The sequence below is a fragment of the Pseudomonas sp. 14P5.3.2 genome, assembly GCF_057799175.1.
Genome location: NZ_JBYOKU010000026.1, coordinates 56,739 through 76,689 on the forward strand (window position 1 = coordinate 56,739; position 19,951 = coordinate 76,689).

The 19,951-nt window shown below is 61.8% G+C and carries 20 protein-coding genes; 10 read left to right on the forward strand and 10 right to left on the reverse strand.

Annotation, left to right across the window (positions count from 1 at the left end; genetic code table 11):
• Positions 1-9 precede the first annotated feature (9 nt).
• The 4 genes from rlmD to AC27VU_RS20005 all read right to left on the reverse strand — a co-directional run bounded on the left by rlmD (position 10) and on the right by AC27VU_RS20005 (position 4,615).
• Positions 10-1,386, reverse strand: coding sequence for a 23S rRNA (uracil(1939)-C(5))-methyltransferase RlmD (gene rlmD / locus AC27VU_RS19990; protein ID WP_488724748.1), 1,377 nt, complete (start codon positions 1,384-1,386; stop codon positions 10-12).
• Positions 1,386-2,288: a cysteine synthase CysM gene (cysM, locus tag AC27VU_RS19995; protein ID WP_027612303.1), complete on the reverse strand. Its 903-nt coding sequence runs from the start codon at positions 2,286-2,288 to the stop codon at positions 1,386-1,388. The genes rlmD and cysM overlap by 1 nt, the downstream gene beginning before the upstream one ends.
• 193 nt (positions 2,289-2,481) lie before the next feature.
• Entirely contained in the window at positions 2,482-3,906 is a 1,425-nt protein-coding gene (locus tag AC27VU_RS20000; RefSeq protein WP_488724749.1) for a histidine kinase sensor domain-containing protein, read from the reverse strand.
• Complete coding sequence (locus AC27VU_RS20005; protein ID WP_488724750.1) at positions 3,893-4,615, reverse strand: response regulator transcription factor; 723 nt, start codon at positions 4,613-4,615, stop codon at positions 3,893-3,895. Before AC27VU_RS20005 ends, AC27VU_RS20000 begins: the two co-directional genes overlap by 14 nt.
• 217 nt (positions 4,616-4,832) lie before the next feature.
• On the opposite strand from AC27VU_RS20005, the gene AC27VU_RS20010 reads away from it, so the two are divergent.
• Positions 4,833-7,586 carry a response regulator gene (locus AC27VU_RS20010; protein ID WP_003227166.1) on the forward strand — a complete coding sequence of 918 codons (2,754 nt, stop codon included), beginning with the start codon at positions 4,833-4,835 and terminating at the stop codon, positions 7,584-7,586.
• An 83-nt stretch (positions 7,587-7,669) separates the two neighbouring features.
• Complete coding sequence (locus tag AC27VU_RS20015) at positions 7,670-8,659, forward strand: 2-hydroxyacid dehydrogenase (RefSeq protein ID WP_488724751.1); 990 nt, start codon at positions 7,670-7,672, stop codon at positions 8,657-8,659.
• Positions 8,660-8,670: 11 nt separating this feature from the next.
• Here the strand turns inward: AC27VU_RS20015 and AC27VU_RS20020 are convergent, their stop codons facing one another.
• The gene (locus tag AC27VU_RS20020; protein ID WP_003227171.1) at positions 8,671-9,123 is read right to left on the reverse strand and encodes a hypothetical protein; all 453 of its coding nucleotides are present in this window, start codon (positions 9,121-9,123) and stop codon (positions 8,671-8,673) included.
• Positions 9,124-9,256: 133 nt separating this feature from the next.
• On the opposite strand from AC27VU_RS20020, the gene AC27VU_RS20025 reads away from it, so the two are divergent.
• Complete coding sequence (locus AC27VU_RS20025; RefSeq protein WP_003227173.1) at positions 9,257-9,691, forward strand: hypothetical protein; 435 nt, start codon at positions 9,257-9,259, stop codon at positions 9,689-9,691.
• A complete protein-coding gene (locus tag AC27VU_RS20030; protein WP_003227175.1) occupies positions 9,691-10,095 on the forward strand; it encodes an META domain-containing protein in 405 nt (134 codons plus the stop codon). The genes AC27VU_RS20025 and AC27VU_RS20030 overlap by 1 nt, the downstream gene beginning before the upstream one ends.
• Positions 10,096-10,267: 172 nt before the next feature.
• On the opposite strand, the gene AC27VU_RS20035 is transcribed toward AC27VU_RS20030, so the two are convergent.
• The gene (locus AC27VU_RS20035; protein ID WP_103521843.1) at positions 10,268-10,735 is read right to left on the reverse strand and encodes a TlpA family protein disulfide reductase; all 468 of its coding nucleotides are present in this window, start codon (positions 10,733-10,735) and stop codon (positions 10,268-10,270) included.
• 114 nt (positions 10,736-10,849) lie between these two features.
• Between AC27VU_RS20035 and arsC the strand changes: the two genes are divergently transcribed.
• The 3 genes from arsC to AC27VU_RS20050 are packed head-to-tail and all read left to right on the forward strand — an operon-like array spanning position 10,850 to position 12,224.
• On the forward strand, positions 10,850-11,203 hold the full coding sequence (arsC, locus tag AC27VU_RS20040) for an arsenate reductase (glutaredoxin) (protein WP_201136851.1): 354 nt from the start codon (positions 10,850-10,852) through the stop codon (positions 11,201-11,203).
• On the forward strand, positions 11,200-11,796 hold the full coding sequence (gene wrbA / locus AC27VU_RS20045; RefSeq protein WP_103485458.1) for an NAD(P)H:quinone oxidoreductase: 597 nt from the start codon (positions 11,200-11,202) through the stop codon (positions 11,794-11,796). Before arsC ends, wrbA begins: the two co-directional genes overlap by 4 nt.
• 2 nt (positions 11,797-11,798) lie before the next feature.
• The gene (locus AC27VU_RS20050) at positions 11,799-12,224 is read left to right on the forward strand and encodes a DUF2069 domain-containing protein (RefSeq protein WP_103485457.1); all 426 of its coding nucleotides are present in this window, start codon (positions 11,799-11,801) and stop codon (positions 12,222-12,224) included.
• A gap of 90 nt (positions 12,225-12,314) precedes the next feature.
• Here AC27VU_RS20050 and AC27VU_RS20055 read toward each other — a convergent pair whose 3' ends face one another.
• Complete coding sequence (locus tag AC27VU_RS20055; RefSeq protein WP_003227185.1) at positions 12,315-12,989, reverse strand: DNA-3-methyladenine glycosylase I; 675 nt, start codon at positions 12,987-12,989, stop codon at positions 12,315-12,317.
• A 133-nt stretch (positions 12,990-13,122) separates the two neighbouring features.
• Complete coding sequence (gene ttcA / locus AC27VU_RS20060) at positions 13,123-13,947, reverse strand: tRNA 2-thiocytidine(32) synthetase TtcA (protein WP_003227187.1); 825 nt, start codon at positions 13,945-13,947, stop codon at positions 13,123-13,125.
• Between the two features lie 444 nt (positions 13,948-14,391).
• Here ttcA and AC27VU_RS20065 point away from each other — a divergent pair, with 444 nt between their 5' ends.
• Positions 14,392-14,994, forward strand: a complete 603-nt coding sequence (locus AC27VU_RS20065) for a Yip1 family protein (protein WP_003227189.1) — start codon at positions 14,392-14,394, stop codon at positions 14,992-14,994.
• A 148-nt stretch (positions 14,995-15,142) separates the two neighbouring features.
• Positions 15,143-15,637 carry a SprT family zinc-dependent metalloprotease gene (locus AC27VU_RS20070; RefSeq protein WP_003227192.1) on the forward strand — a complete coding sequence of 165 codons (495 nt, stop codon included), beginning with the start codon at positions 15,143-15,145 and terminating at the stop codon, positions 15,635-15,637.
• 112 nt (positions 15,638-15,749) lie between these two features.
• Here the strand turns inward: AC27VU_RS20070 and AC27VU_RS20075 are convergent, their stop codons facing one another.
• Together AC27VU_RS20075 and AC27VU_RS20080 are read right to left on the reverse strand one after the other, a co-directional pair.
• On the reverse strand, positions 15,750-16,931 hold the full coding sequence (locus AC27VU_RS20075; RefSeq protein ID WP_488724752.1) for a CaiB/BaiF CoA transferase family protein: 1,182 nt from the start codon (positions 16,929-16,931) through the stop codon (positions 15,750-15,752).
• Positions 16,932-17,187: 256 nt separating this feature from the next.
• A complete protein-coding gene (locus AC27VU_RS20080; RefSeq protein ID WP_488724753.1) occupies positions 17,188-18,522 on the reverse strand; it encodes a dicarboxylate/amino acid:cation symporter in 1,335 nt (444 codons plus the stop codon).
• A 351-nt stretch (positions 18,523-18,873) separates the two neighbouring features.
• Between AC27VU_RS20080 and AC27VU_RS20085 the strand changes: the two genes are divergently transcribed.
• The gene (locus tag AC27VU_RS20085; protein ID WP_488724754.1) at positions 18,874-19,872 is read left to right on the forward strand and encodes an AraC family transcriptional regulator; all 999 of its coding nucleotides are present in this window, start codon (positions 18,874-18,876) and stop codon (positions 19,870-19,872) included.
• Positions 19,873-19,951: the final 79 nt, after the last annotated feature.

A 19,951-nucleotide genomic window follows, 5' to 3' on the forward strand; every position in this document is an offset into this window, starting at 1 on the left:
CCGGACAGGTCAGACGGATTCAGACGAGCCATCCTGGCTCGCTTCAAATAACGCCATGGCCTCGACATGCGCCGTCTGAGGAAACATATCGAGAATCCCGGCACGTTTTAACCGGTAGCCCTGCTTGATCAATTCGACCGTATCGCGCGCCAGAGTTGCAGGGTTGCACGACACATACACCAACCGTTTGGCACCCAGGGTCGCGAGCTTGCGCACCACCTCGAAAGCACCGTCACGCGGTGGGTCCAAGAGTACCGCAGAAAAGCCGTTTCCGATCCACTGAGCATCGGTCAAAGGCTGGGATAAATCGGCTTGAAAAAACTTTGTGTTATGCAAATTGTTACTAGCGGCGTTGGCAGCGGCACGGTCGACCATGGTCTGCACGCCCTCCACCGCCACCACTTCACGCACGCTTTTGGCCAGTGGCAAGGCGAAGTTGCCCAGACCGCAGAACAGGTCGAGCACGCGCTCGTCACCGGTCGGCTTCAGCCAGTCCAGCGCCTGCGCGACCATCGCCTCGTTGACCCCGGCGTTGACCTGGATGAAATCCCCCGGCCGCCAGGCCAGATCCAGATCCCACTGCTCCAGGCGATAGCCCAGCGACTGTGCGGCATCCACCGGCTGCGGCTCGCCTTCACCATGCAGCCACAGTTGCGCCTGATGGAACTGGCAGAAATCCTTGAGGATCGTCAGGTCGGCTTCGGACAGCGGCGCCATGTGTCGCAGCAACACCGCCAGCGACGACCCACTGAACAACTCGACATGCCCCAGCGCCTGCGGTTTGCTCAAACGACGGAGCATCTCCGGCAAACGGGTCATGATCGGTTGCAAGGGCTGTACCAGCACCGGGCATTCGTTGATGGCGACGATGTCCTGGCTGCCGGCGGCGCGGAAACCCACTTCGAGCTTCTTCGCCTTCATGTCCCAACGCACGGCGATCCGCGCGCGGCGGCGATAGCCGAACTCCGGGCCGGTCAACGGCGCCGCCCATTCTTCAGGCTCGACCCCGGCGACCTTCGACAGCTGCTCGGCGAGCATGCGCTGTTTCAGGGCAAGCTGTTCGGCGTGGGGCAAGTGTTGCACGCTGCAACCGCCGCAGCGACCGGCATGCTGACACGCTGCCGGGCGACGCAACTCGCTGGCCTTGAACACCCGTTCGGTGCGCGCTTCGACCACTTTGCCGCGGGCGCCGAGCACCCGCGCCTCGACTTCTTCACCCGCGAGGGCGCCGAGGACGAACCAGGTGCGGCCTTCGAAAAACGCGATGCCGCGACCGTCATTGGCCAGGCGCTCGATGTTCAAGCGCTGTTTTTTGCCGGTCGGGATTTGCGCGGCCTTGCTGCCGCCGGTGGGCTGGAAGCGCAGGCCTCTCTCGTGCTTGGCCATCAGTTGGGCGCGTCGAAAATGCCGGTCGACAGATAACGGTCGCCACGGTCGCAGATGATCGCGACGATCACCGCGTTTTCAACTTCCTTGGACAGGCGCAGCATCGCTGCCACCGCACCGCCCGAGGACACGCCACAAAAGATGCCTTCTTCGCGGGCCAGACGCCGGGTGACGTCCTCGGCTTCGCTTTGCGCCATGTCGACAATGCGGTCGACGCGGTCGGCCTGATAGATCTTCGGCAGGTATTCCTGCGGCCAGCGGCGGATGCCCGGAATGGCCGAGCCTTCCATCGGTTGCAGGCCAATGATCTGCACGCTGTCGCTCTGCTCTTTCAAGTAGCGCGACACGCCCATGATGGTGCCGGTGGTGCCCATCGAACTGACGAAATGGGTGATGGTGCCCTGGGTCTGACGCCAGATTTCCGGGCCGGTGGTGGTGTAGTGCGCCTCGGGATTATCGCCGTTGGCGAACTGATCGAGCACCTTGCCACGGCCTTCGGCTTCCATGCGCTGGGCGAGATCACGAGCGCCTTCCATGCCCTCTTCCTGACTGACCAGAATCAGCTCGGCACCGTAAGCGGTCATCGCCGCCTTGCGCTCGGCGCTGGAGTTGTCCGGCATGATCAGGATCATCTTGTAACCCTTGATCGCGGCGGCCATGGCCAGCGCAATCCCGGTGTTGCCCGAGGTCGCTTCGATCAGCGTGTCACCCGCGTGGATCTGCCCGCGCAGTTCGGCACGGGTGATCATCGACAGCGCCGGACGATCCTTGACCGAACCCGCCGGGTTGTTCCCTTCGAGCTTGAGCAATAGGGTGTTGCTGGTGGCACCGGGCAGGCGCTGCAAACGCACCAGCGGAGTGTTGCCGACGCAATCGGCGATGGTTGGGTACTGCAGGGTCATGGCGTATTCGCAATCCAGACGTGCGGGGGCGCCTATCATACCGGCAAACGTTCGCAGGCCATATCACGCAAAGTGCGGTGCTTATGGTTTCTGGGAATAAGCAGTAAGAGTCTCACCAGTGGTGAGACTATTAGTTGAATCGAAGGGCCCCTTCGCGAGCAAGCCCGCTCCCACAGGAGGGTGGCGGTGTTGGTTATACAATCTGCGGACGCCCCACATCCACTGTGGGAGCGGGCTTGCTCGCGAAGGCGTCAGCCGTCACGCCGCCGTCATCGGCAATCAGCCGAAAATTCAAGCGCAATCCCGCCCCACCATTCTCCGCCCACAACATCCCGCCCTGCCTTTGCACCGCATTCCTCGCAATGCTCAACCCCAGCCCAAACCCGCCATCCCCCGGGCGTGAGCCGTCGAGGCGGGTGAACGGCGAGAAGATCCGTTCCAGATCCGCTTCAGCCACACCGCCGCCCTGATCTTCCAGCCACAGATGCCAGTAATCGCCGTCACGCCGTCCATCGAGGCGCACGATGCCGCCCTCGGGCGAATGACGAATGGCGTTGCGCAGAATGTTCTCCAGCGCCTGCGCCAAACTATTGAGATTACCGCGCACCCAGCACGACGACGGCACCGCGCACTGCAATTGCAGGCTCGGCCAGCCGCTTTCATAACAGGCGTTGTCGGTGAGCATTTCCCACAGCGCCTGAATCTGGATCGCCTCGTCCGGCAGCGGTGCACGCTCGGTGTCGAGCCAGGCCAGTTGCAGGGTGTCCTCGACCAGCCGTTGCATGCCGTCGACCTCACGGCCGATGCGCTCGCGCAGTTGCCGCAGATCCTGTTCGCTTTCACTGGCCACCCGCAATCGACTCAGCGGCGTGCGCAGTTCGTGGGACAGATCCCGCAGCAGCTGCTGTTGCAGGGCAACGGTGGACTGCAGGCGCTCGGACATCGAGTCGAAAGCCCGCGCCAGCTCGCCGAGTTCGTCCGGGCGCTCGGTAATGCCGCTCGACAGGCGCACATTCAATTGATCGGCGCGCCAGGCATTGGCCTGTTCGCGCAGATTGTTCAGCGGCACCACCAGCAAGCGATACAGGCCGACACACAGCAGCAAGGTGAACAATCCCGGAATCACTCCGTTGGTGATCACCCTCCAGAACACCCGGTATTTACCCGGCAGGAAACGCTCGGGCAACTCGATCACCAGACTGCCGGCAGACGGGTCTTGGGGAAACGGCACCCGCAGCCACGGCCGGCCCTGCTTGTGGATCGGCCAGTCGAGCCCGCGCAAAAAGGTCAGGTGCTGGATTTCCTGTTCATTCAGCGGATCGCTGCTCAACGACTGCAAATTACGGTCGATTACCCCGACCCAACCCGCCTCGCGCAGCTCCATGCTCTGCAACCAGTTATCGACCCCGTCACGCTCACCGCGCTGCCACGCCCGTTCGGCTTCAGCGGCATAACGGCTCAGCGTGCCGCGCGCCTCGTCGGAGAGAAACTGGTTGCGCTCCTCCATGTAGCGGCCCCAGGACCAGCTCAGCCAGATCATCAGCAGACAGAACGCCACCAGCAGGCACGCCAGTTTCCAGAACAGCGAATGCCGGCCCGGCAGGTCAGATATTTTCATCAGGCGCACTCAGCACGTAGCCCTTGCCCCACACCGTGCGCACTTCACGCTCAAGGTAACCGATGGCCTTGAGTTTGCGGCGGATCTGGCTGATGTGCATGTCGAGGCTGCGGTCGTGGGCCGCGTAACCGCGTTGCAGAACATGCTGATAAAGGAAGGCCTTGCTCAACACTTCTTCATCGTTGCGATTGAGGGTTTCCAGCAGGCGGTATTCGCTGCGGGTCAGGCCGGCGGCTTGCGCGTTATAGAAAACCTCGCACTGTTCATCGTCAAAGCGCAGCGTGCCACTGGCCATCGCCGGAGTAACTGCCGCCGGGCGCCGATCAAGGGCCACCCGCCGCAGAATCGCCTCGATGCGCACGTGCAGCTCGGCCATGCTGAACGGCTTTGGCAGATAATCATCGGCCCCCAGGCGAAAGCCACTGATGCGATCGGCCTCGGCACCCAGGGCGGACATCAGCAGCACCGGCGTCGAATGGCTCTGGCGCAATTGGGTCAGCACATTCAGGCCATCGAGCCCCGGCAACAGTATGTCCATCAGCACCACATCGAACGGCTGGCGACGCGCGATGTTCAGCCCTTCCTGACCGTTCTGGCACCAGGTCACCTTAAAGCCGCTGCGCCCCAGATGTTCGTGAACATAGGCGCCCAGAACCGGGTCGTCCTCGATGGCAAGAATGCGTGGGAAATCGTTGGAGGCAAGCGTCATGAGTATCTGCAAATAATTCTCAGTTGGCCGATTATTCAAGATTGCCCGCTATCGGGCAACCCAAGGTTGACCTGGCGGACAAACGCGCCATGCGCCGTCGACCGATGACGACATCATTTTTCCGGAGATTGCCTGCCTGCAAATCGCTACACTGCGCCAATGTCGCGTGCCGGATGCACGTAAGAGTCAACAGTTCAGCGGGATGCAGGAGATGGGTGTGCTCAAGAAACTGGGAATCAAAGGTCGCGTATTGTTGCTGACCCTGTTGCCGACCAGCCTGATGGCATTGGTTCTCGGTGGTTATTTCACCTGGATGCAACAGTCCGACCTGCAGACCCAATTGATGCAGCGCGGCGAGATGATCGCCGAGCAACTGGCGCCGCTGGTGGCGCCCGCCATGGGCCACGGCAACACCGATCTGCTGGAACGCATCGCCACCCAGTCTCTCGAACAACCCGACGTGCGCGCCGTCACCTTCCTCGCCCCCGACCGCACACCGCTGGCGCACGCCGGCCCGACCATGCTCAATCAGGCGCCCAGCGGCGACAGTGCGCAACTGCAACGGCGCAGCGGCAATGACGCCACCCGTTACCTGATGCCGGTGTTCGGCAAGCATCGCAATCTTGCCGGCGACGTGATTCCGCAAGAGTCCGACCGTCTGCTCGGCTGGGTCGAACTGGAGCTGTCGCACAACGGCATGCTGCTGCGCGGTTATCGCAGCCTGTTTGCCAGCCTGCTGTTGATTGCCGCTGGCCTTGCCGGTGCCGCCCTGCTCGCATTGCGCATGGGTCGCACCATCAACCGCCCGCTGAGCCAGATCAAACACGCGGTCGCCCAGCTCAAGGACGGTCATCTGGAAACCCGCCTGCCACCGCTCGGCAGTCAGGAACTGGACGAGCTCGCCTCGGGCATCAACCGCATGGCCGGCACGCTGCAGAACGCTCGCGAAGAACTGCAGCACAGCGTCGATCAGGCCACCGAAGACGTGCGCCAGAATCTGGAAACCATCGAGATCCAGAACATCGAACTGGATCTGGCACGCAAAGAGGCGCTGGAGGCGAGCCGGATCAAATCCGAGTTCCTTGCCAACATGAGCCACGAGATCCGCACGCCGCTCAACGGCATTCTCGGTTTCACGCATCTGTTGCAGAAAAGCGAGCTGACCCCGCGCCAGCTCGACTATCTGGGCACCATCGAAAAGTCCGCCGACAGCCTGCTCGGGATCATCAACGAGATCCTCGATTTCTCGAAGATCGAGGCCGGCAAACTGGTGCTCGACCATATTCCGTTCAACCTGCGCGACCTGTTGCAGGACACCCTGACCATCCTGGCCCCGGCAGCCCACGCCAAGCAATTGGAGCTGGTCAGTCTGGTCTATCGCGACACGCCGCTGTCGCTGGTCGGTGACCCGCTGCGCCTGAAGCAGATCCTCACCAATCTGGTCAGCAATGCGATCAAGTTCACCCGCGAAGGCACTATCGTCGCCCGCGCCATGCTCGAAGAAGAACACGAAGACAGCGTGCAACTGCGTATCAGCATTCAGGACACCGGCATCGGTTTGTCGAGTCAGGATGTGCGCGCGTTGTTCCAGGCGTTCAGTCAGGCCGACAACTCGTTGTCGCGCCAGCCTGGCGGTACCGGTCTGGGTCTGGTGATTTCCAAGCGCCTGATCGAACAGATGGGCGGCGAAATCGGCGTCGACAGCACCCCCGGCGAAGGTTCGGAATTCTGGATCAGCCTGAGCCTGCCCAAAGCCCGCGACGACACCGAAGACCTGCCGGCCCCGCCACTGCTCGGACGCCGTGTGGCGGTACTGGAAAATCACGAACTGGCGCGCCAGGCCCTGCAGCATCAACTGGAAGACTGTGGCCTCGACGTCACGCCGTTCAATACGCTGGAGAGCCTGACCAACGGCGTCACCGGCGCGCACCAGACCGATCAGGCCATCGACCTTGCAGTGCTCGGCATCACCAGCAACGACATGCTCCCGGAGCGCCTGAACCAGCACATCTGGGATCTGGAGCACCTGGGCTGCAAAGTACTGGTGCTGTGCCCGACCACCGAACAGACGCTGTTCCATCTCTCGGTACCGAACCCACATAGCCAGTTGCAGGCCAAACCGGCCTGCACGCGCAAACTGCGCCGGGCACTGGCCGATCTGGCCAACCCGCGCCAGCCGCGTAGCGAACCGGGCGAACCGCTGTCGAGCCGTGCGCCGAAAGTGCTGTGCGTCGACGACAACCCGGCCAACCTGTTGCTGGTGCAGACCTTGCTCGAAGACATGGGCGCCAAGGTTCTGGCCGTAGAAAGCGGCTATGCGGCGGTCAAAGCGGTGCAGAGCGAATCCTTCGATCTGGTGCTGATGGACGTGCAGATGCCGGGGATGGACGGACGCCAGACCACCGAAACCATCCGCCAGTGGGAAAGCGAACGGCATTGCACGCCGCTGCCGATCGTCGCCCTCACCGCCCACGCCATGGCCAACGAAAAACGCGCCTTGCTGCAAAGCGGCATGGATGACTACCTGACCAAACCGATCAGCGAGCGGCAACTGGCGCAAGTGGTGCTGAAATGGACCGGTCTGGCCTTGCGTAATCAAGGCCCGGAGCGCGCCAGCGACAGCGCAGCAGGCAGCAATGAGCTGCCGGTGCTCGACCATGAGGAAGGCCTGCGCCTGGCCGCCGGCAAGGCGGACCTTGCCGCGGACATGCTGGCCATGCTGCTCGCCTCGCTGGAAGCCGACCGCGAAGCGATTCGTGCCGCCAGCGAAGCCCGTGATCAGAACGCATTGATTGAGCGCGTGCATCGCCTGCACGGTGCGACCCGATATTGTGGCGTGCCGCAATTGCGCGCGGCCTGTCAACGCAGTGAAACCCTGCTCAAACAGGGCGATCCCAAAGCCGTGGCGGCGCTGGAAGAGCTGGAGCGGGCGATCAATCGCCTCGCCACTCAGGCCAGGATCAGCGCCTGATCCACGGCAATGCCGGCAGCGGCATTCGTCGTTAAAGTGGTGGCCGTCAACGCTGACTCGCCACCCCGTTCCAGGAGGAATTGATGCGCACGATCGTCTTCAGCAGCCAGACCTACGACCGCGACAGTTTCCTCGCCGTCGATTGCCCGGCCGGAATAGAACTGCACTTTCAGCCGGCCCGACTCAGCCTCGACACCGCCGCCCTGGCCGAACAGCACGAGGTGGTCTGCGCCTTCATCAATGACGATCTCAGTGCGCCGGTGCTGGAGCGGCTGGCGGCCGGCGGCACGCGGCTGATCGCGCTGCGCTCGGCGGGCTACAACCATGTCGATCTGCTCGCGGCGAAACGCCTCGGGCTGGCCGTGGTGCGGGTTCCAGCCTACTCGCCGCATGCGGTGGCCGAACATGCGGTGGCGTTGATTCTCGCGCTCAACCGGCGCCTGCACCGCGCCTACAACCGTACCCGCGAAGGCGATTTCACGCTGCACGGCCTGACCGGTTTCGATCTGGTGGGCAAGACCGTCGGCATCGTCGGCACCGGGCAGATCGGCGCGACCTTCGCGAAAATCATGCACGGCTTCGGTTGTGAGTTGCTGGCGTACGACCCGTATCCAAACCCCGAGGTTGTGGCCTTGGGCGCGCGTTATCTGAGCCTGCCGGAGCTGCTCGCGCAGTCGCGGATCATCAGCCTGCACTGCCCGCTCAACGCGCAGAGCAAACACTTGATCAACCGTGAGTCACTGGCACATTTGCAACCGGGGGCGATGCTGATCAACACCGGACGTGGCGGTCTGGTGGACACACCCGCGCTGATCGACGCCTTGAAGGACGGCCAGTTGGGCTATCTGGGCCTGGATGTGTATGAGGAAGAGGCGCAGCTGTTTTTCGAGGATCGCAGCGACTTACCGTTGCAGGATGATGTGCTGGCGCGGCTGCTGACCTTCCCGAATGTGATCATCACCGCGCATCAGGCGTTTCTGACCCACGAGGCGCTGGGCGCGATTGCCGCGACCACCCTGCACAACATCGCGACCTGGGCTGCAGGCGCGCCGCAGAACCAGGTCGAGGGCTGACGATTACCGGCTTATTTCGGCGACAGCGACGAGGCCAGGATCAGCAGCGCCAGCCAGCCAAAACCGAAAAAACGCTGCTTCATCGAATGACCGTTACGCAGCAGGAACCAGACAAAGACCATCGGCAACAGAAACACCATGATCTTCAACCAGCCTTCCACCGGACGCGAACCGTCGGCGTTGGGCTGAAGTTGAGGGGTTGGCTCGGGCTGCCGACGACGGCGACCGACTGCTGCCGGTGTCACTTTCGGCGCGGGCTCCGGGGCTGGCGGCGGGACGAAGGCTTCAGGCACCGACTTGTTGCGCGGCAGACTGCCAAATGAAATCGTCGTCGCGGCAGCGGCGACCGTCGGCTGCTGCGGATTGTGCCCGTGTTGCTGCGCCATCGGAGCACCACAATGAATGCACGCCTTGACTTCAGAGCTGATGCTCCGCTTGCATTCATAACATTCGATCAGCGCCATGTTCCGTTCCCTCAGATTGAAGGGCGGCAGTTTGCCATGAGCGCCGAGCAATTTGAACCGGATCGAAGGTCGCACACGTACGCCATCCTGCAATCCAGCCCGTGCTAGCATGTCGCGCAGATTTGGAGGACCCATGGTCGAACACGATTTCCGCTACACCCTGATGAACCCGCAACACACCCTCACCGAATGCCGCGCCCTCGTACCGGGCCGCTATCAGGTCACCGGCAACGGTGGCTCGATCCGTAACGGTGACGTCCTGTTGGTCACCCTCAAAGGCAGCAAGGATTTGTCCATGCGCCTGACCGTCGACTCCGTGCGCCACCTGATCAATCCGCCGGGCCAATGGACCGCGATGACCACGGGCCCGGTATTCGGCGAACTGGCGATCCACACCTGGCAGGTCAACTGCGACAGCTGCGCCAAAGAACTGAATTTCGAGTTCGCGGTGGACGCCAAGCTGGGCAAGACTGCCGAGAAACCGGCCGCCACGGCGCGCATCGCCGAGCTGGGCTGGAAAGCCGTCGGCGACAAACACCTGTGCCCGAAATGCCAGGAGCCTGCGTGATGAAACGCCTTGCCCTGCCCCTGTTGGTCGGTGCCGGTCTGGTGGGCTGCGCCGCAGAGCCAGTGCAGTTGCAACAGAACCGCAGCTACATTCTGGAGTGGATCGGCGAGCGGCCATTGATGGATTACAGCCACCTGACCGTGACCCTCGGTGACGATGGCCGCGCGTATGGCAATGGCGGCTGCAACCACTGGTTCGCACCGTACACCCTCGAGGGTGACAAGCTGAGCTTCGGCCCGATCGGCAAGACCCGCAAACTCTGCGCCCCGGCGCTGATGGAGCAGGAACAACGCTTCCTGCAGGCGCTGCAAGGCGTGGAACGCTGGGACATCTCGCCGATCGAGCAGATGCGTTTCTGGCCGGCGGAAGGCAAGCCGTTGCGCTGGTGGCTGGAAGAGGGTTAACCCCTTAGACGCACACTGAGGTTACTGTGGCGAGGGAGCTTGCTCCCGCTCGGCTGCGCAGCAGTCGCAAAACCGTTAACCGCGCGTTGCCGGAGACACCGAGTCAGCAGGGTTTGGGGCCGCTTCGCGGCCCAGCGGGAGCAAGCTCCCTCGCCACAAAAGCCCATTCAACTCACTTTGTCGCCTGCAACGCCTCCAGCTTGGCCATCACCCCCGCCGCCGTCTGCTCGCCCATCAGTTGCTCACGCACCTTGCCCTTGTTGTCGATGATGTAGGTCACCGGCAAGGCCTCACTGCGCGGCAGGTCGAACAGGTCCGCCGGATCCTGCGCCAGTACGGTGAACTTGATGCCCAGCTTCTCGCTGGCGCTCTTCAGGTCTTCACCCTGCACGTTGTCGAAGTTGACCCCGAACACACCGATGTTCTTGCCTTTCAACTCATCAGCCAGATGATTGAGCTCCGGAATTTCCGTGCGGCACGGGCCACACCATTCGGCCCAGTAATTGATGACTACCCATTGTTTATCCAGACGCTCGGACGCCACCTTCTGACCATTCTGGTCAATGCCGTAGTCATTTCCGCAGCCCCCCAGCATCAACGCCCCGATTATCGTCAATGCCGCTGCCAATCGCCGTGTCATGTCGTGTTCCCTGGTCAAAAATTGGATGCGCCTGCGACCCATCGCTTCTGAAGGTTCTGGATTGCGCGCTGCACAGTTAGAATAGCCGCCACTTTACGCCAGAAGCGACCCGCCATGACCGATCTGACGCTTTATCACAATCCGCGCTGCTCGAAATCCCGCGGCGCACTGGAACTTCTCGAGGCCCGTGGCCTGACCCCGAACGTGGTGCGTTACCTGGAAACGCCGCTGGACGCCGCGCAGATCAAGGCCTTGCTCGGCAAGCTCGGCATCAGCGCACGGCAACTGCTGCGCACGGGAGAAGATGAATACAAAATGCTTCAGTTGGCCGATACCAGCCTCAGCGAAGCGCAACTGATCGCCGCCATCGCCGAACACCCGAAACTGATGGAACGGCCGATTCTCGAAGTCGGCGACAAGGCCGTGATCGGCCGTCCTCCGGAGCAGATCCTGGAGCTGTTGCCGTGAGCGCGCCGTACATTCTGGTTCTGTATTACAGCCGCAACGGTTCGACCAACGAGATGGCCCGGCAGATCGCCCGCGGTGTCGAGCAGGCCGGCCTCGAAGCGCGCCTGCGTACCGTGCCGGCGATTTCCACCGAGTGCGAAGCCGTGGCCCCGGGCATCCCTGACGAAGGTGCGCTCTACGCCACCCTCGACGACCTGAAGAACTGCGCTGGCCTCGCACTCGGCAGCCCGACGCGTTTCGGCAACATGGCCGCACCGCTCAAGTACTTCCTCGACGGCACCAGTAACCTGTGGCTGACCGGTGCACTGGTCGGTAAACCGGCCGGCGTGTTCACCTCCACCGCCAGCCTGCACGGCGGCCAGGAAACCACCCTGCTGTCGATGATGCTGCCGCTGTTGCACCACGGCATGCTGATCACCGGCCTGCCGTACAGCGAGTCCGCGCTGCTGGAAACCCAGGGCGGCGGCACGCCATATGGTGCCAGTCATCACGCTGGGGCCGATGGCAAGAAAGGCCTGGATCAGCACGAAATGGCGCTGTGTCGTGCACTCGGCGCACGCCTGGCGAAAACTGCGCAAAAACTGGAGGGCTGAGGGTGGCGAAGAAGGCGAAAATCCTGCCCTCGGTGGAGTGGCTCGAACCCCGCGTCAAGGCGATGCGGGCCCTCAGCCTGCTGTGCTTCTTCGGCCTCGCCGGGCTGCTCGCCGCTTACTACCTGGTATTCGCCGACCTGCATGGCGCCCGACCGTGGGTGATTTTGCTGGTCGAGCTGATCCCGTGGATCGTTCTCGCTCCGGCAATGATCATGGGCAGCGCCCGTGGGCATTCGTGGATGTGTTTTGTGGTGAATCTGTATTTCATCAAGGGCGCACTGGCGGCGTATGACCCGAACCGGCAGCTGTTTGGCGTATTGGAGATGGTCGCGAGCCTGGCGCTGTTCTGCTCGGCATTGCTGTATGTGCGGTGGCGGTATCAGTTGAATCGCAAGCTGGCTGGCGAGGGCGAGATTTCCGTCGCCTGAGCTGACGCCTTCGCGAGCAAGCCCGCTCCCACATTTGAAATGTATTCCCTCTGTGGGAGCGAGCCTGCTCGCGAATGGGGCGACGCGTTCTTAATGATTGACGGTGTAAGCCAGCATCATCGAAATCTGGCTCATCGGCCGTCCACCACTCTGTTCATGCCACTGGTTGAACGCGTTCTGCACAATCGCCAGATCGCGCAGACTGGTCGGCACTTTGTCGACGATCTTCTGCGCATTCAGTGCCGCGACCACGTCATAGCTCGGCACAAAGGTGTCCTTGCCAACCATGCGCAAGAAGCGTGGCGCCGACAGCCCGCCCAACTGATGGCCGTGCTTTTTCAGGTAGGTCCACAGACCGACGATATCGGTCACCGGCCAGTCGGCGATCAGTGCGCCGAAACTGCCCTTCTCCTTCTCCACATCGAGAATGAACTGCGCATTGCGCGGCACACTCTTGAGCTTGCCCAGGTGGCGGATGATCCGCGCGTCCTGCATCAGGCGTTCGAGGTGCTCGGCGCTCATCAGCACGACTTTTTCCGGATCGAACTTGAAGAACACTTCTTCGAAAGCCGGCCACTTGGCGTCCACCAGGCTGTGCTTGAGCCCGGCGCGAAATACCCGCAGGGCCATGGTCGAGAGGTAACGATCGTCGCTGATCTTGCGCAATTGCGCGGGAGTCTTGGGAACGGGCAGATGGGCTTCCAGTTCAGCCGCCGAACCGAAGCGGTTCAGACAGTATTCGTGCAGCCACTTGTAATCGCGCATGCCCTCTCCTATTGAATGAAACGAAGAAACCCATGTGGGAGCGGGCTTGCTCGCGAAGACTGAGTGTCAGTCGGCGCATATAGCGACTGATACACCGCCTTCGCGAGCAAGCCCGCTCCCACCTGGAATGGGTTTACAGGTTGACCACGTTGACGAAGCGCGAAGCCGCCGTCTCGTCGATCTTCAGGCTGGTGAAGTCGAACAGGTTGCGGTCGGCCAGTTGCGACGGCACCACGTTCTGCAGACTGCGGAAGATGCTTTCAGTTCGGCCCGGAGTCTTGCGCTCCCAGTCCTGAAGCATTTCCTTGACCACCTGACGCTGCAGGTTTTCCTGCGAACCGCAGAGGTTGCACGGGATGATCGGGAATTCCTTGAAGTCCGAGTAAGCCTGGATGTCTTTCTCGTTGCAGTACGCCAGCGGGCGGATCACCACGTTACGGCCGTCGTCGGCACGCAGCTTCGGTGGCATCGCCTTGAGGGTGCCGTTGAAGAACATGTTGAGGAAGAACGTCTCGACGATGTCATCGCGATGGTGACCGAGGGCCATCTTGGTCGCGCCGATTTCGTCGGCGAAGGTGTACAGCGTGCCGCGACGCAGGCGCGAACACAGCGAACAGGTGGTCTTGCCTTCCGGCACCAGTTCCTTGACCACCGAGTAGGTGTCCTTCTCGACGATGTGGTACTCGACGCCCAGCTCTTTCAGGTAGGCCGGCAGCACGTGCTCGGGAAAGCCCGGCTGCTTCTGATCCATGTTCACCGCGACGATCTCGAACTTGATCGGTGCAACCTTCTGCAGGTGCATCAGCACGTCGAGCATGGTGTAGCTGTCCTTGCCCCCGGACAGGCAGACCATGACCTTGTCGCCGTCTTCGATCATGTTGAAATCGGCGACCGCTTCGCCGGCCAGGCGGCGCAGGCGCTTTTGCAGTTTGTTCTGGTTGACCGTAAGAGTGCCCATGACGCGAAATCCGTGAGGTGTGACGAAAGGCGGGCATTTTACGCAAAAAACCCGCTGGGGGCGAAGGGCCGTGGGTCTGTCGCTTTCAACCGATCCCCTGTGGCGAGGGAGCTTGCTCCCGCTGGGGTGCGAAGCGCCCCCAAACCTGCAGCCGCTATTTTCCTGACGCACCGAACCGGAAGGATTGGCGACTGCTGCGCAGCCGAGCGGGAGCAAGCTCCCTCGCCACAGAGGTGATCCGGCCTCAACCGTGCAAGACCCTGCCGCGATTACACCCCGTGTTTACAGCGCGATTTGCTCTAAGCCCCTATCACCTGTGCGGTTAAGTCCTTTCTATACTGCGACATAAGGTCGCACACATCTGAAGACCTGTATTTGCTCGGCCACCTTGGCCCGTAGGCGCTCCGCTGGGGGGCGATGGCAATAACAAGAGGAGTGACTGGCATGATCCATCACGTAGTGGGACTTTTTACCCACCCCGATCAGGAATGGAAGGAAATCCGTGGCGACCAAGAGGAAAGCATCAGCCACATGTACCTGACGCACACGCTGATCCTGGCGGCGATTCCGGCCGTTTCGGCGTTTATCGGCACCACTCAGGTCGGCTGGGTGATCGGCAGCCGCGCGCCGGTGATGCTCACCGTGGAAAGCGCAATCTGGATGACCGTAATGTCGTACCTGGCGATGCTTGGCGGCGTCGCGGTGATGGGCGCGTTCGTGCACTGGATGGCCCGCACCTATGACGCCAACCCGAGCCTGGCCCGTTGCGTGGCCTTCGCCACCTACACCGCGACACCGTTGTTCGTCGGCGGGCTGGCGGCACTGTATCCGCATATGTGGCTGGGGATGATCGTCGGCACGGCGGCCATCTGCTACACGGTTTATCTGCTGTATGTAGGGTTGCCGACGTTCATGAACATTCCGTCGGACGAAGGCTTCCTGTTTTCCAGCTCGGTGCTGGCGGTGGGTCTGGTGGTACTGGTGGCCATCATGGCGTTCACCGTGATTGTCTGGGGCCTCGGCGTGGGGCCGGTGTATACCAACTGAGATGCTTCACCCCCGAGAACAACAAGATCTGCCAATACAGGCCGCCGCAAGGCGGCCTTCTCGTATGGCGGATGACCATTCGGCAGGTCAGCGATTCGCAAGTCCGGGAGGTTGCGGCATACTCGACGCCTCTGGAGATCCATCAAGCATGCCCGAGCAACTCAATACCCGCGTCGAAGACTGTTACCAACTCGCTGAAGCCTTTTTCAAACGTCATTTCCAACGCCCCGTCGTCAGCCTCAAGCTGCGCGGGCAAAAAGCCGGTGTCGCGCATCTGCACGAGAACCTGCTGCGCTTCAACCCGCAGCTGTACCGGGAAAACACCGAACACTTCCTCAAGCAGACCGTGGCCCACGAAGTCGCGCACCTGATCGCCCATCAACTGTTCGGCGACCGCATCCAGCCGCATGGCGAGGAGTGGCAATTGATCATGCGCGGGGTTTACGAACTGCCGCCGGATCGCTGCCACACTTACGCAATCAAACGCCGCAGCGTGACCCGCTACATCTACAAATGCCCGTGCGCCGACAGTGATTTCCCGTTTTCGGCGCAGCGTCATAGCCTGGTGCGGCAGGGGCGACGGTATTTGTGCCGGCGCTGTCGCAACACCTTGGTGTTCAGTGGTGAGATGCGGGTGGAGTAGTCGGTTTTTGTATTGCCCCGACTGGCCCCTTCGCGAGCAAGCTCGCTCCCACAGGGGGAACGCATTTCAAAATGTGGGAGCGGGCTTGCTCGCGAAGAGGGCGGCACAGACGCTAAAGAATCACCTTGGCACGCCGCAACTCGGCAATCCGCTCAGCACTAAACCCCAACTCCCCCAACACCTGCTCCGTATGCTGCCCCAACCCCGCACCAACATGTCGCGGCGCCGGCAGCGCTTCGGAGAACTTCAGCGGACAGGCAATCTGCGCCTGGGTCGTACCGTCCCCCCGCGGCACCTGGGTCACCAATTCACGCGCCTGCAACTGCGGATGCTGCACCGCCTCGCTCAGGTTCAATACCGGCTCGACACAGGCATCGACCCCGGCAAACAACTCGCACAGCTCGGCAAAGTCGTGTTTCTCGAATTCAACTTTCAGCGCCTCCTTCAATAACCGCTGCTGCTCGGGTTTCGGCGACAAGCCCTGCGCTGCCAGCTCCGGCCGGCCCAACGCCGTGCACAGTTGCTGCATGAACGCAGGTTCCAGACTGCCCACCGACAGCCAGCGTCCGTCGCGCGAGCGGTAGTAGTCATAGAAGCTGCCGCCATTGAGCATCTGCTCTTCCCAATGCGGCTCCTCGCCACAGGCCAGATACCCGGCACCGGCCATGGCGTTCAGGCTGAAGGCGCAATCGGTCATGCTCACGTCCAGGTGCGTGCCCTGCCCTGTCTGCTGCCGGGCGATAACCGCCGCCAGCAAGCCGATCACGCCATGCAGCGACCCGCCAGCCACATCCGCCACCTGCATGCCCAGCGGCAACGGCCCGCTGTCGGCGCGGCCGGTGTAGCTGGCAAGCCCGGCCAGCGCGAGGTAGTTGATGTCATGCCCAGCGCGGTCCTTGTACGGGCCGGTCTGGCCATAGCCGGAGATCGACACGTAAATCAGCTTCGGGTTGATTGCCTTCAGTGCCTCGTAACCCAGACCCAGGCGCTCCATCACACCGGGACGAAACTGCTCGAGGACGATGTCGTATTCAGTCAGCAACTGCCGGACCACCTCCAGCGCTTCAGGCTGCTTGAGGTCCAGCGCCAGACTGCGCTTGTTGCGGTTCAGGTAAGCGTGGCTGGCCGACATGCCCTGATCGTGCGGCGGCAACACCCTCAGCAGATCCATGCGCGTCGGTGACTCAATGCGCAGCACCTCGGCGCCCATGTCCGCCAGCAACAGCGAGGCGAACGGCCCCGGCAGCAGGGTCGAGAAATCCAGAATTTTCAGTGAGGCCAGCGGCGCAGACATGGGCGATCTCCTTGGGCGATACAGCCAGCCTAGGCAGCGCTGCCGCGCACGGCAATCACCGGATGCATCAGCGGCAGTGACAGTAATGCTCAAATCGCCGGCAATAAAAAACCTGCCGAGGCAGGTTCTTCAGTGCCTGTGTGGCGAGGGAGCTTGCTCCCGCTGGGGCGCGAAGCGGCCCCGCTCTTCCAAGAGGGCCTGCTGCGCAGTCCAGCGGGAGCAAGCTCCCTCGCCACAAGGTATTACCAAATTGCAGTTACTTGACGTTGCTCGGAGTAGCACCTTCAGCCACACCCAGGTCATCTTCCGAACGGGTATCCGCGATACCGCGACCGCCCGAAGCCAGCTCGGATTGCAGCACGTCGGTGTCCAGCTCTTTCACCCACTTGGCAACCACGATGGTCGCTACAGCATTGCCGACCAGGTTGGTCAGGGCGCGGGCTTCGGACATGAAGCGGTCGATACCCAGAATCAGCGCCAGACCGGCCACCGGCAGGTGACCGACCGCCGACAGGGTGGCTGCCAGCACGATGAAGCCCGAACCGGTCACACCGGCTGCGCCTTTGGAGGACAGCAGCAACACCACCAGCAGGGTGATCTGGTGTGTGATGTCCATGTGCGTGTCGGTGGCCTGAGCAATGAACACCGCGGCCATGGTCAGGTAGATCGCGGTACCGTCGAGGTTGAACGAGTAACCGGTCGGGATCACCAGACCCACTACCGATTTCTTCGCGCCCAGACGCTCCATCTTGATCAGCATGCGTGGCAGTACCGATTCCGACGAAGAAGTACCCAGTACGATCAGCAGCTCTTCACGGATGTAGCGAATCATCTTCAGCACGCTGAAGCCGTGCATGCGGGCGATGGCACCCAGCACGATCAGGATGAACAGCACGCAAGTGATGTAGAAGCAGGCCATCAGTTGACCCAGCTGCACCAGCGAGCCGACACCGTAGGCACCGATGGTGAATGCCATCGCACCGAAGGCACCGATTGGCGCGAGCTTCATGATCATGTTGATGATGTTGAACATCACGTGGGCGAAACGATCGATGAAGTCGAGGATCGGACGGCCGTAGTCACCCAGGCGATGCAGGGCGAAACCGAAGATCACCGAGAACATCAGCACTTGCAGGATGTCACCGGTGGCGAACGCGCCGACGATGGTGGTCGGGATCACGTTGAGCAGGAAGCCGACAACGCTCTGATCAGCACCTTGAGCCACGTAGGTGGCAACTTTCGAAGCGTCCAGAGTGCTGACGTCGATGTGCATGCCGTTGCCCGGCTGCACGATGTTGACCACGATCAGGCCGACCAGCAGGGCGATGGTTGAAACGATTTCGAAGTACAGGAGTGCGTAACCACCGGTCTTGCCGACCGATTTCATGCTTTGCATGCCGGCGATGCCGCTGACCACGGTGCAGAAGATGATCGGGGCGATGATCATCTTGATCAGTTTGATGAACCCGTCACCCAGCGGCTTTACCGCGACACCGAACTGCGGGTAGTAGTGACCGAGTGCAATACCGATGATGATTGCGACGATCACCTGGAAATACAGGGATTTGTAGAGTGGCTGACGAGTCGTCATTGCAAGTTTCCTCAAGCGTCCTGCGGGCAACATCCATCTGTCGAGCGCAAAACCTGAATTGCGAACCCTCCTGCACTGGAGGGATTTGTTGTGTCGAGCGGCGCTTCTCCGGCGGGATAGACGCACACTTCTGTCGCTCTTATCGCAAACGCCGTGCCACATTGGTGCAATTCGCTACAAGCCTTTTGATATCAGGGAGTGCAGGGTAATTTTTGTCACTGCCCGGTGACGTAAGTGTGGCGGATTTCCGCCAACTCGTTGGTTCTCGTCCTACAATTTGGCGGAAATCCGCCTTGTTGCCCTGCGCATGCCCCGGCTACCATCCGGCGCCAGAGGAAGGATCTGCCGCTTATGCGCGAACGCACCATCGCCAGCCATTTCGCCCGTGCCGCCCTCGGTGGCGCACGCCGTTCGGGCTTCGACTATTCGCCACTGCTGCAGCGACTGGGCATCAGTCCCGAGTTGCTGGATGAGCCGCGGGCGCGAATTGCACCGGAGCAATTCACCCAACTGATCCAGAGCCTGTGGCTGGCGCTGGATGATGAGTACCTGGGCTTCGGCAACGTACCGAGCAAACCCGGCAGCTTCGCGATGATGTGCCACGCCCTGATCCACTGCCGCAACCTGGAGAAGGCACTGCAACGCGGTTTATTGTTTTATAGCCTATTCCCGGGGGCCCCGCGCCTGGACCTGAGCCGCGAAGACGAATGGGTGCGCCTGAGCCTCGATGATTCGCAGCTATGGGACCCGGATCACTTTCTCAGCGAGAGCCTGCTGGTGATCTGGCATCGCCTCGGCAGTTGGCTGATCGGCCAGCGGATTCGTCTGGAGCAGGCCACTTTCAGTTACCCGAAACCGGCGCATGGTGCCGAGTACGACCTGCTGTTCCCCTGCCCGCTGGTGTTTGCCGAGGGCCGAAGCAGCCTGCTCTTTCACAGCCGCTACCTGCACATGCCGTTGTTGCAGGACGAACGCACCCTCAAGCACTTCCTTGAACGCTCCCCCGCCGACCTGCTGTCACGCCCGGACGACGGCGACAGTCTCAGCAGCCGCCTGCGCCGCTTGCTCAGCCGCGACAGCGCACACTGGCCGGATCTGGAAGCGGTGGCCGCGCACCTGCACATCAGCCCGCAAACCCTGCGTCGGCATTTGCGTGAGGAAGGCACCAGTTTTCAGGAATTGAAGGATCAGTTGCGCCGCGACATCGCCATTTATCATCTGGGACGGGCGGATCTGTCGTTGCAACAGATTGCCGAGCAGTTGGGGTTTTCCGAGCCGTCGGCGTTTCACCGGGCGTTCAAGAAATGGACGGGGCTGACACCGGGGGCTTATCGGGCGCAGGAGCAGTAAGCCTCCGCAGAGTTTTACGCCGAGGCGGCAGGCCCCTTCGCGAGCAAGCTCGCTCCCACAGGGGAATGGCGAGCGCCGC

What these genes read in the sequence shown, in the direction of transcription:
- arsC (WP_201136851.1), top strand. Translation starts at nt 10,850, where the DNA reads ATGACCGATCTGACGCTTTATCACAATCCGCGCTGCTCGAAATCCCGC.
- ttcA (WP_003227187.1), bottom strand. Translation starts at nt 13,947, where the DNA reads ATGGGCACTCTTACGGTCAACCAGAACAAACTGCAAAAGCGCCTGCGC.
- AC27VU_RS20030 (WP_003227175.1), top strand. Translation starts at nt 9,691, where the DNA reads ATGAAACGCCTTGCCCTGCCCCTGTTGGTCGGTGCCGGTCTGGTGGGC.
- rlmD (WP_488724748.1), bottom strand. Translation starts at nt 1,386, where the DNA reads ATGGCCAAGCACGAGAGAGGCCTGCGCTTCCAGCCCACCGGCGGCAGC.
- AC27VU_RS20005 (WP_488724750.1), bottom strand. Translation starts at nt 4,615, where the DNA reads ATGACGCTTGCCTCCAACGATTTCCCACGCATTCTTGCCATCGAGGAC.
- AC27VU_RS20085 (WP_488724754.1), top strand. Translation starts at nt 18,874, where the DNA reads ATGCGCGAACGCACCATCGCCAGCCATTTCGCCCGTGCCGCCCTCGGT.
- AC27VU_RS20000 (WP_488724749.1), bottom strand. Translation starts at nt 3,906, where the DNA reads ATGAAAATATCTGACCTGCCGGGCCGGCATTCGCTGTTCTGGAAACTG.
- AC27VU_RS20075 (WP_488724752.1), bottom strand. Translation starts at nt 16,931, where the DNA reads ATGTCTGCGCCGCTGGCCTCACTGAAAATTCTGGATTTCTCGACCCTG.
- AC27VU_RS20035 (WP_103521843.1), bottom strand. Translation starts at nt 10,735, where the DNA reads ATGACACGGCGATTGGCAGCGGCATTGACGATAATCGGGGCGTTGATG.
- AC27VU_RS20070 (WP_003227192.1), top strand. Translation starts at nt 15,143, where the DNA reads ATGCCCGAGCAACTCAATACCCGCGTCGAAGACTGTTACCAACTCGCT.
- AC27VU_RS20025 (WP_003227173.1), top strand. Translation starts at nt 9,257, where the DNA reads ATGGTCGAACACGATTTCCGCTACACCCTGATGAACCCGCAACACACC.
- cysM (WP_027612303.1), bottom strand. Translation starts at nt 2,288, where the DNA reads ATGACCCTGCAGTACCCAACCATCGCCGATTGCGTCGGCAACACTCCG.
- AC27VU_RS20015 (WP_488724751.1), top strand. Translation starts at nt 7,670, where the DNA reads ATGCGCACGATCGTCTTCAGCAGCCAGACCTACGACCGCGACAGTTTC.
- AC27VU_RS20080 (WP_488724753.1), bottom strand. Translation starts at nt 18,522, where the DNA reads ATGACGACTCGTCAGCCACTCTACAAATCCCTGTATTTCCAGGTGATC.
- AC27VU_RS20055 (WP_003227185.1), bottom strand. Translation starts at nt 12,989, where the DNA reads ATGCGCGATTACAAGTGGCTGCACGAATACTGTCTGAACCGCTTCGGT.
- AC27VU_RS20065 (WP_003227189.1), top strand. Translation starts at nt 14,392, where the DNA reads ATGATCCATCACGTAGTGGGACTTTTTACCCACCCCGATCAGGAATGG.
- AC27VU_RS20020 (WP_003227171.1), bottom strand. Translation starts at nt 9,123, where the DNA reads ATGGCGCTGATCGAATGTTATGAATGCAAGCGGAGCATCAGCTCTGAA.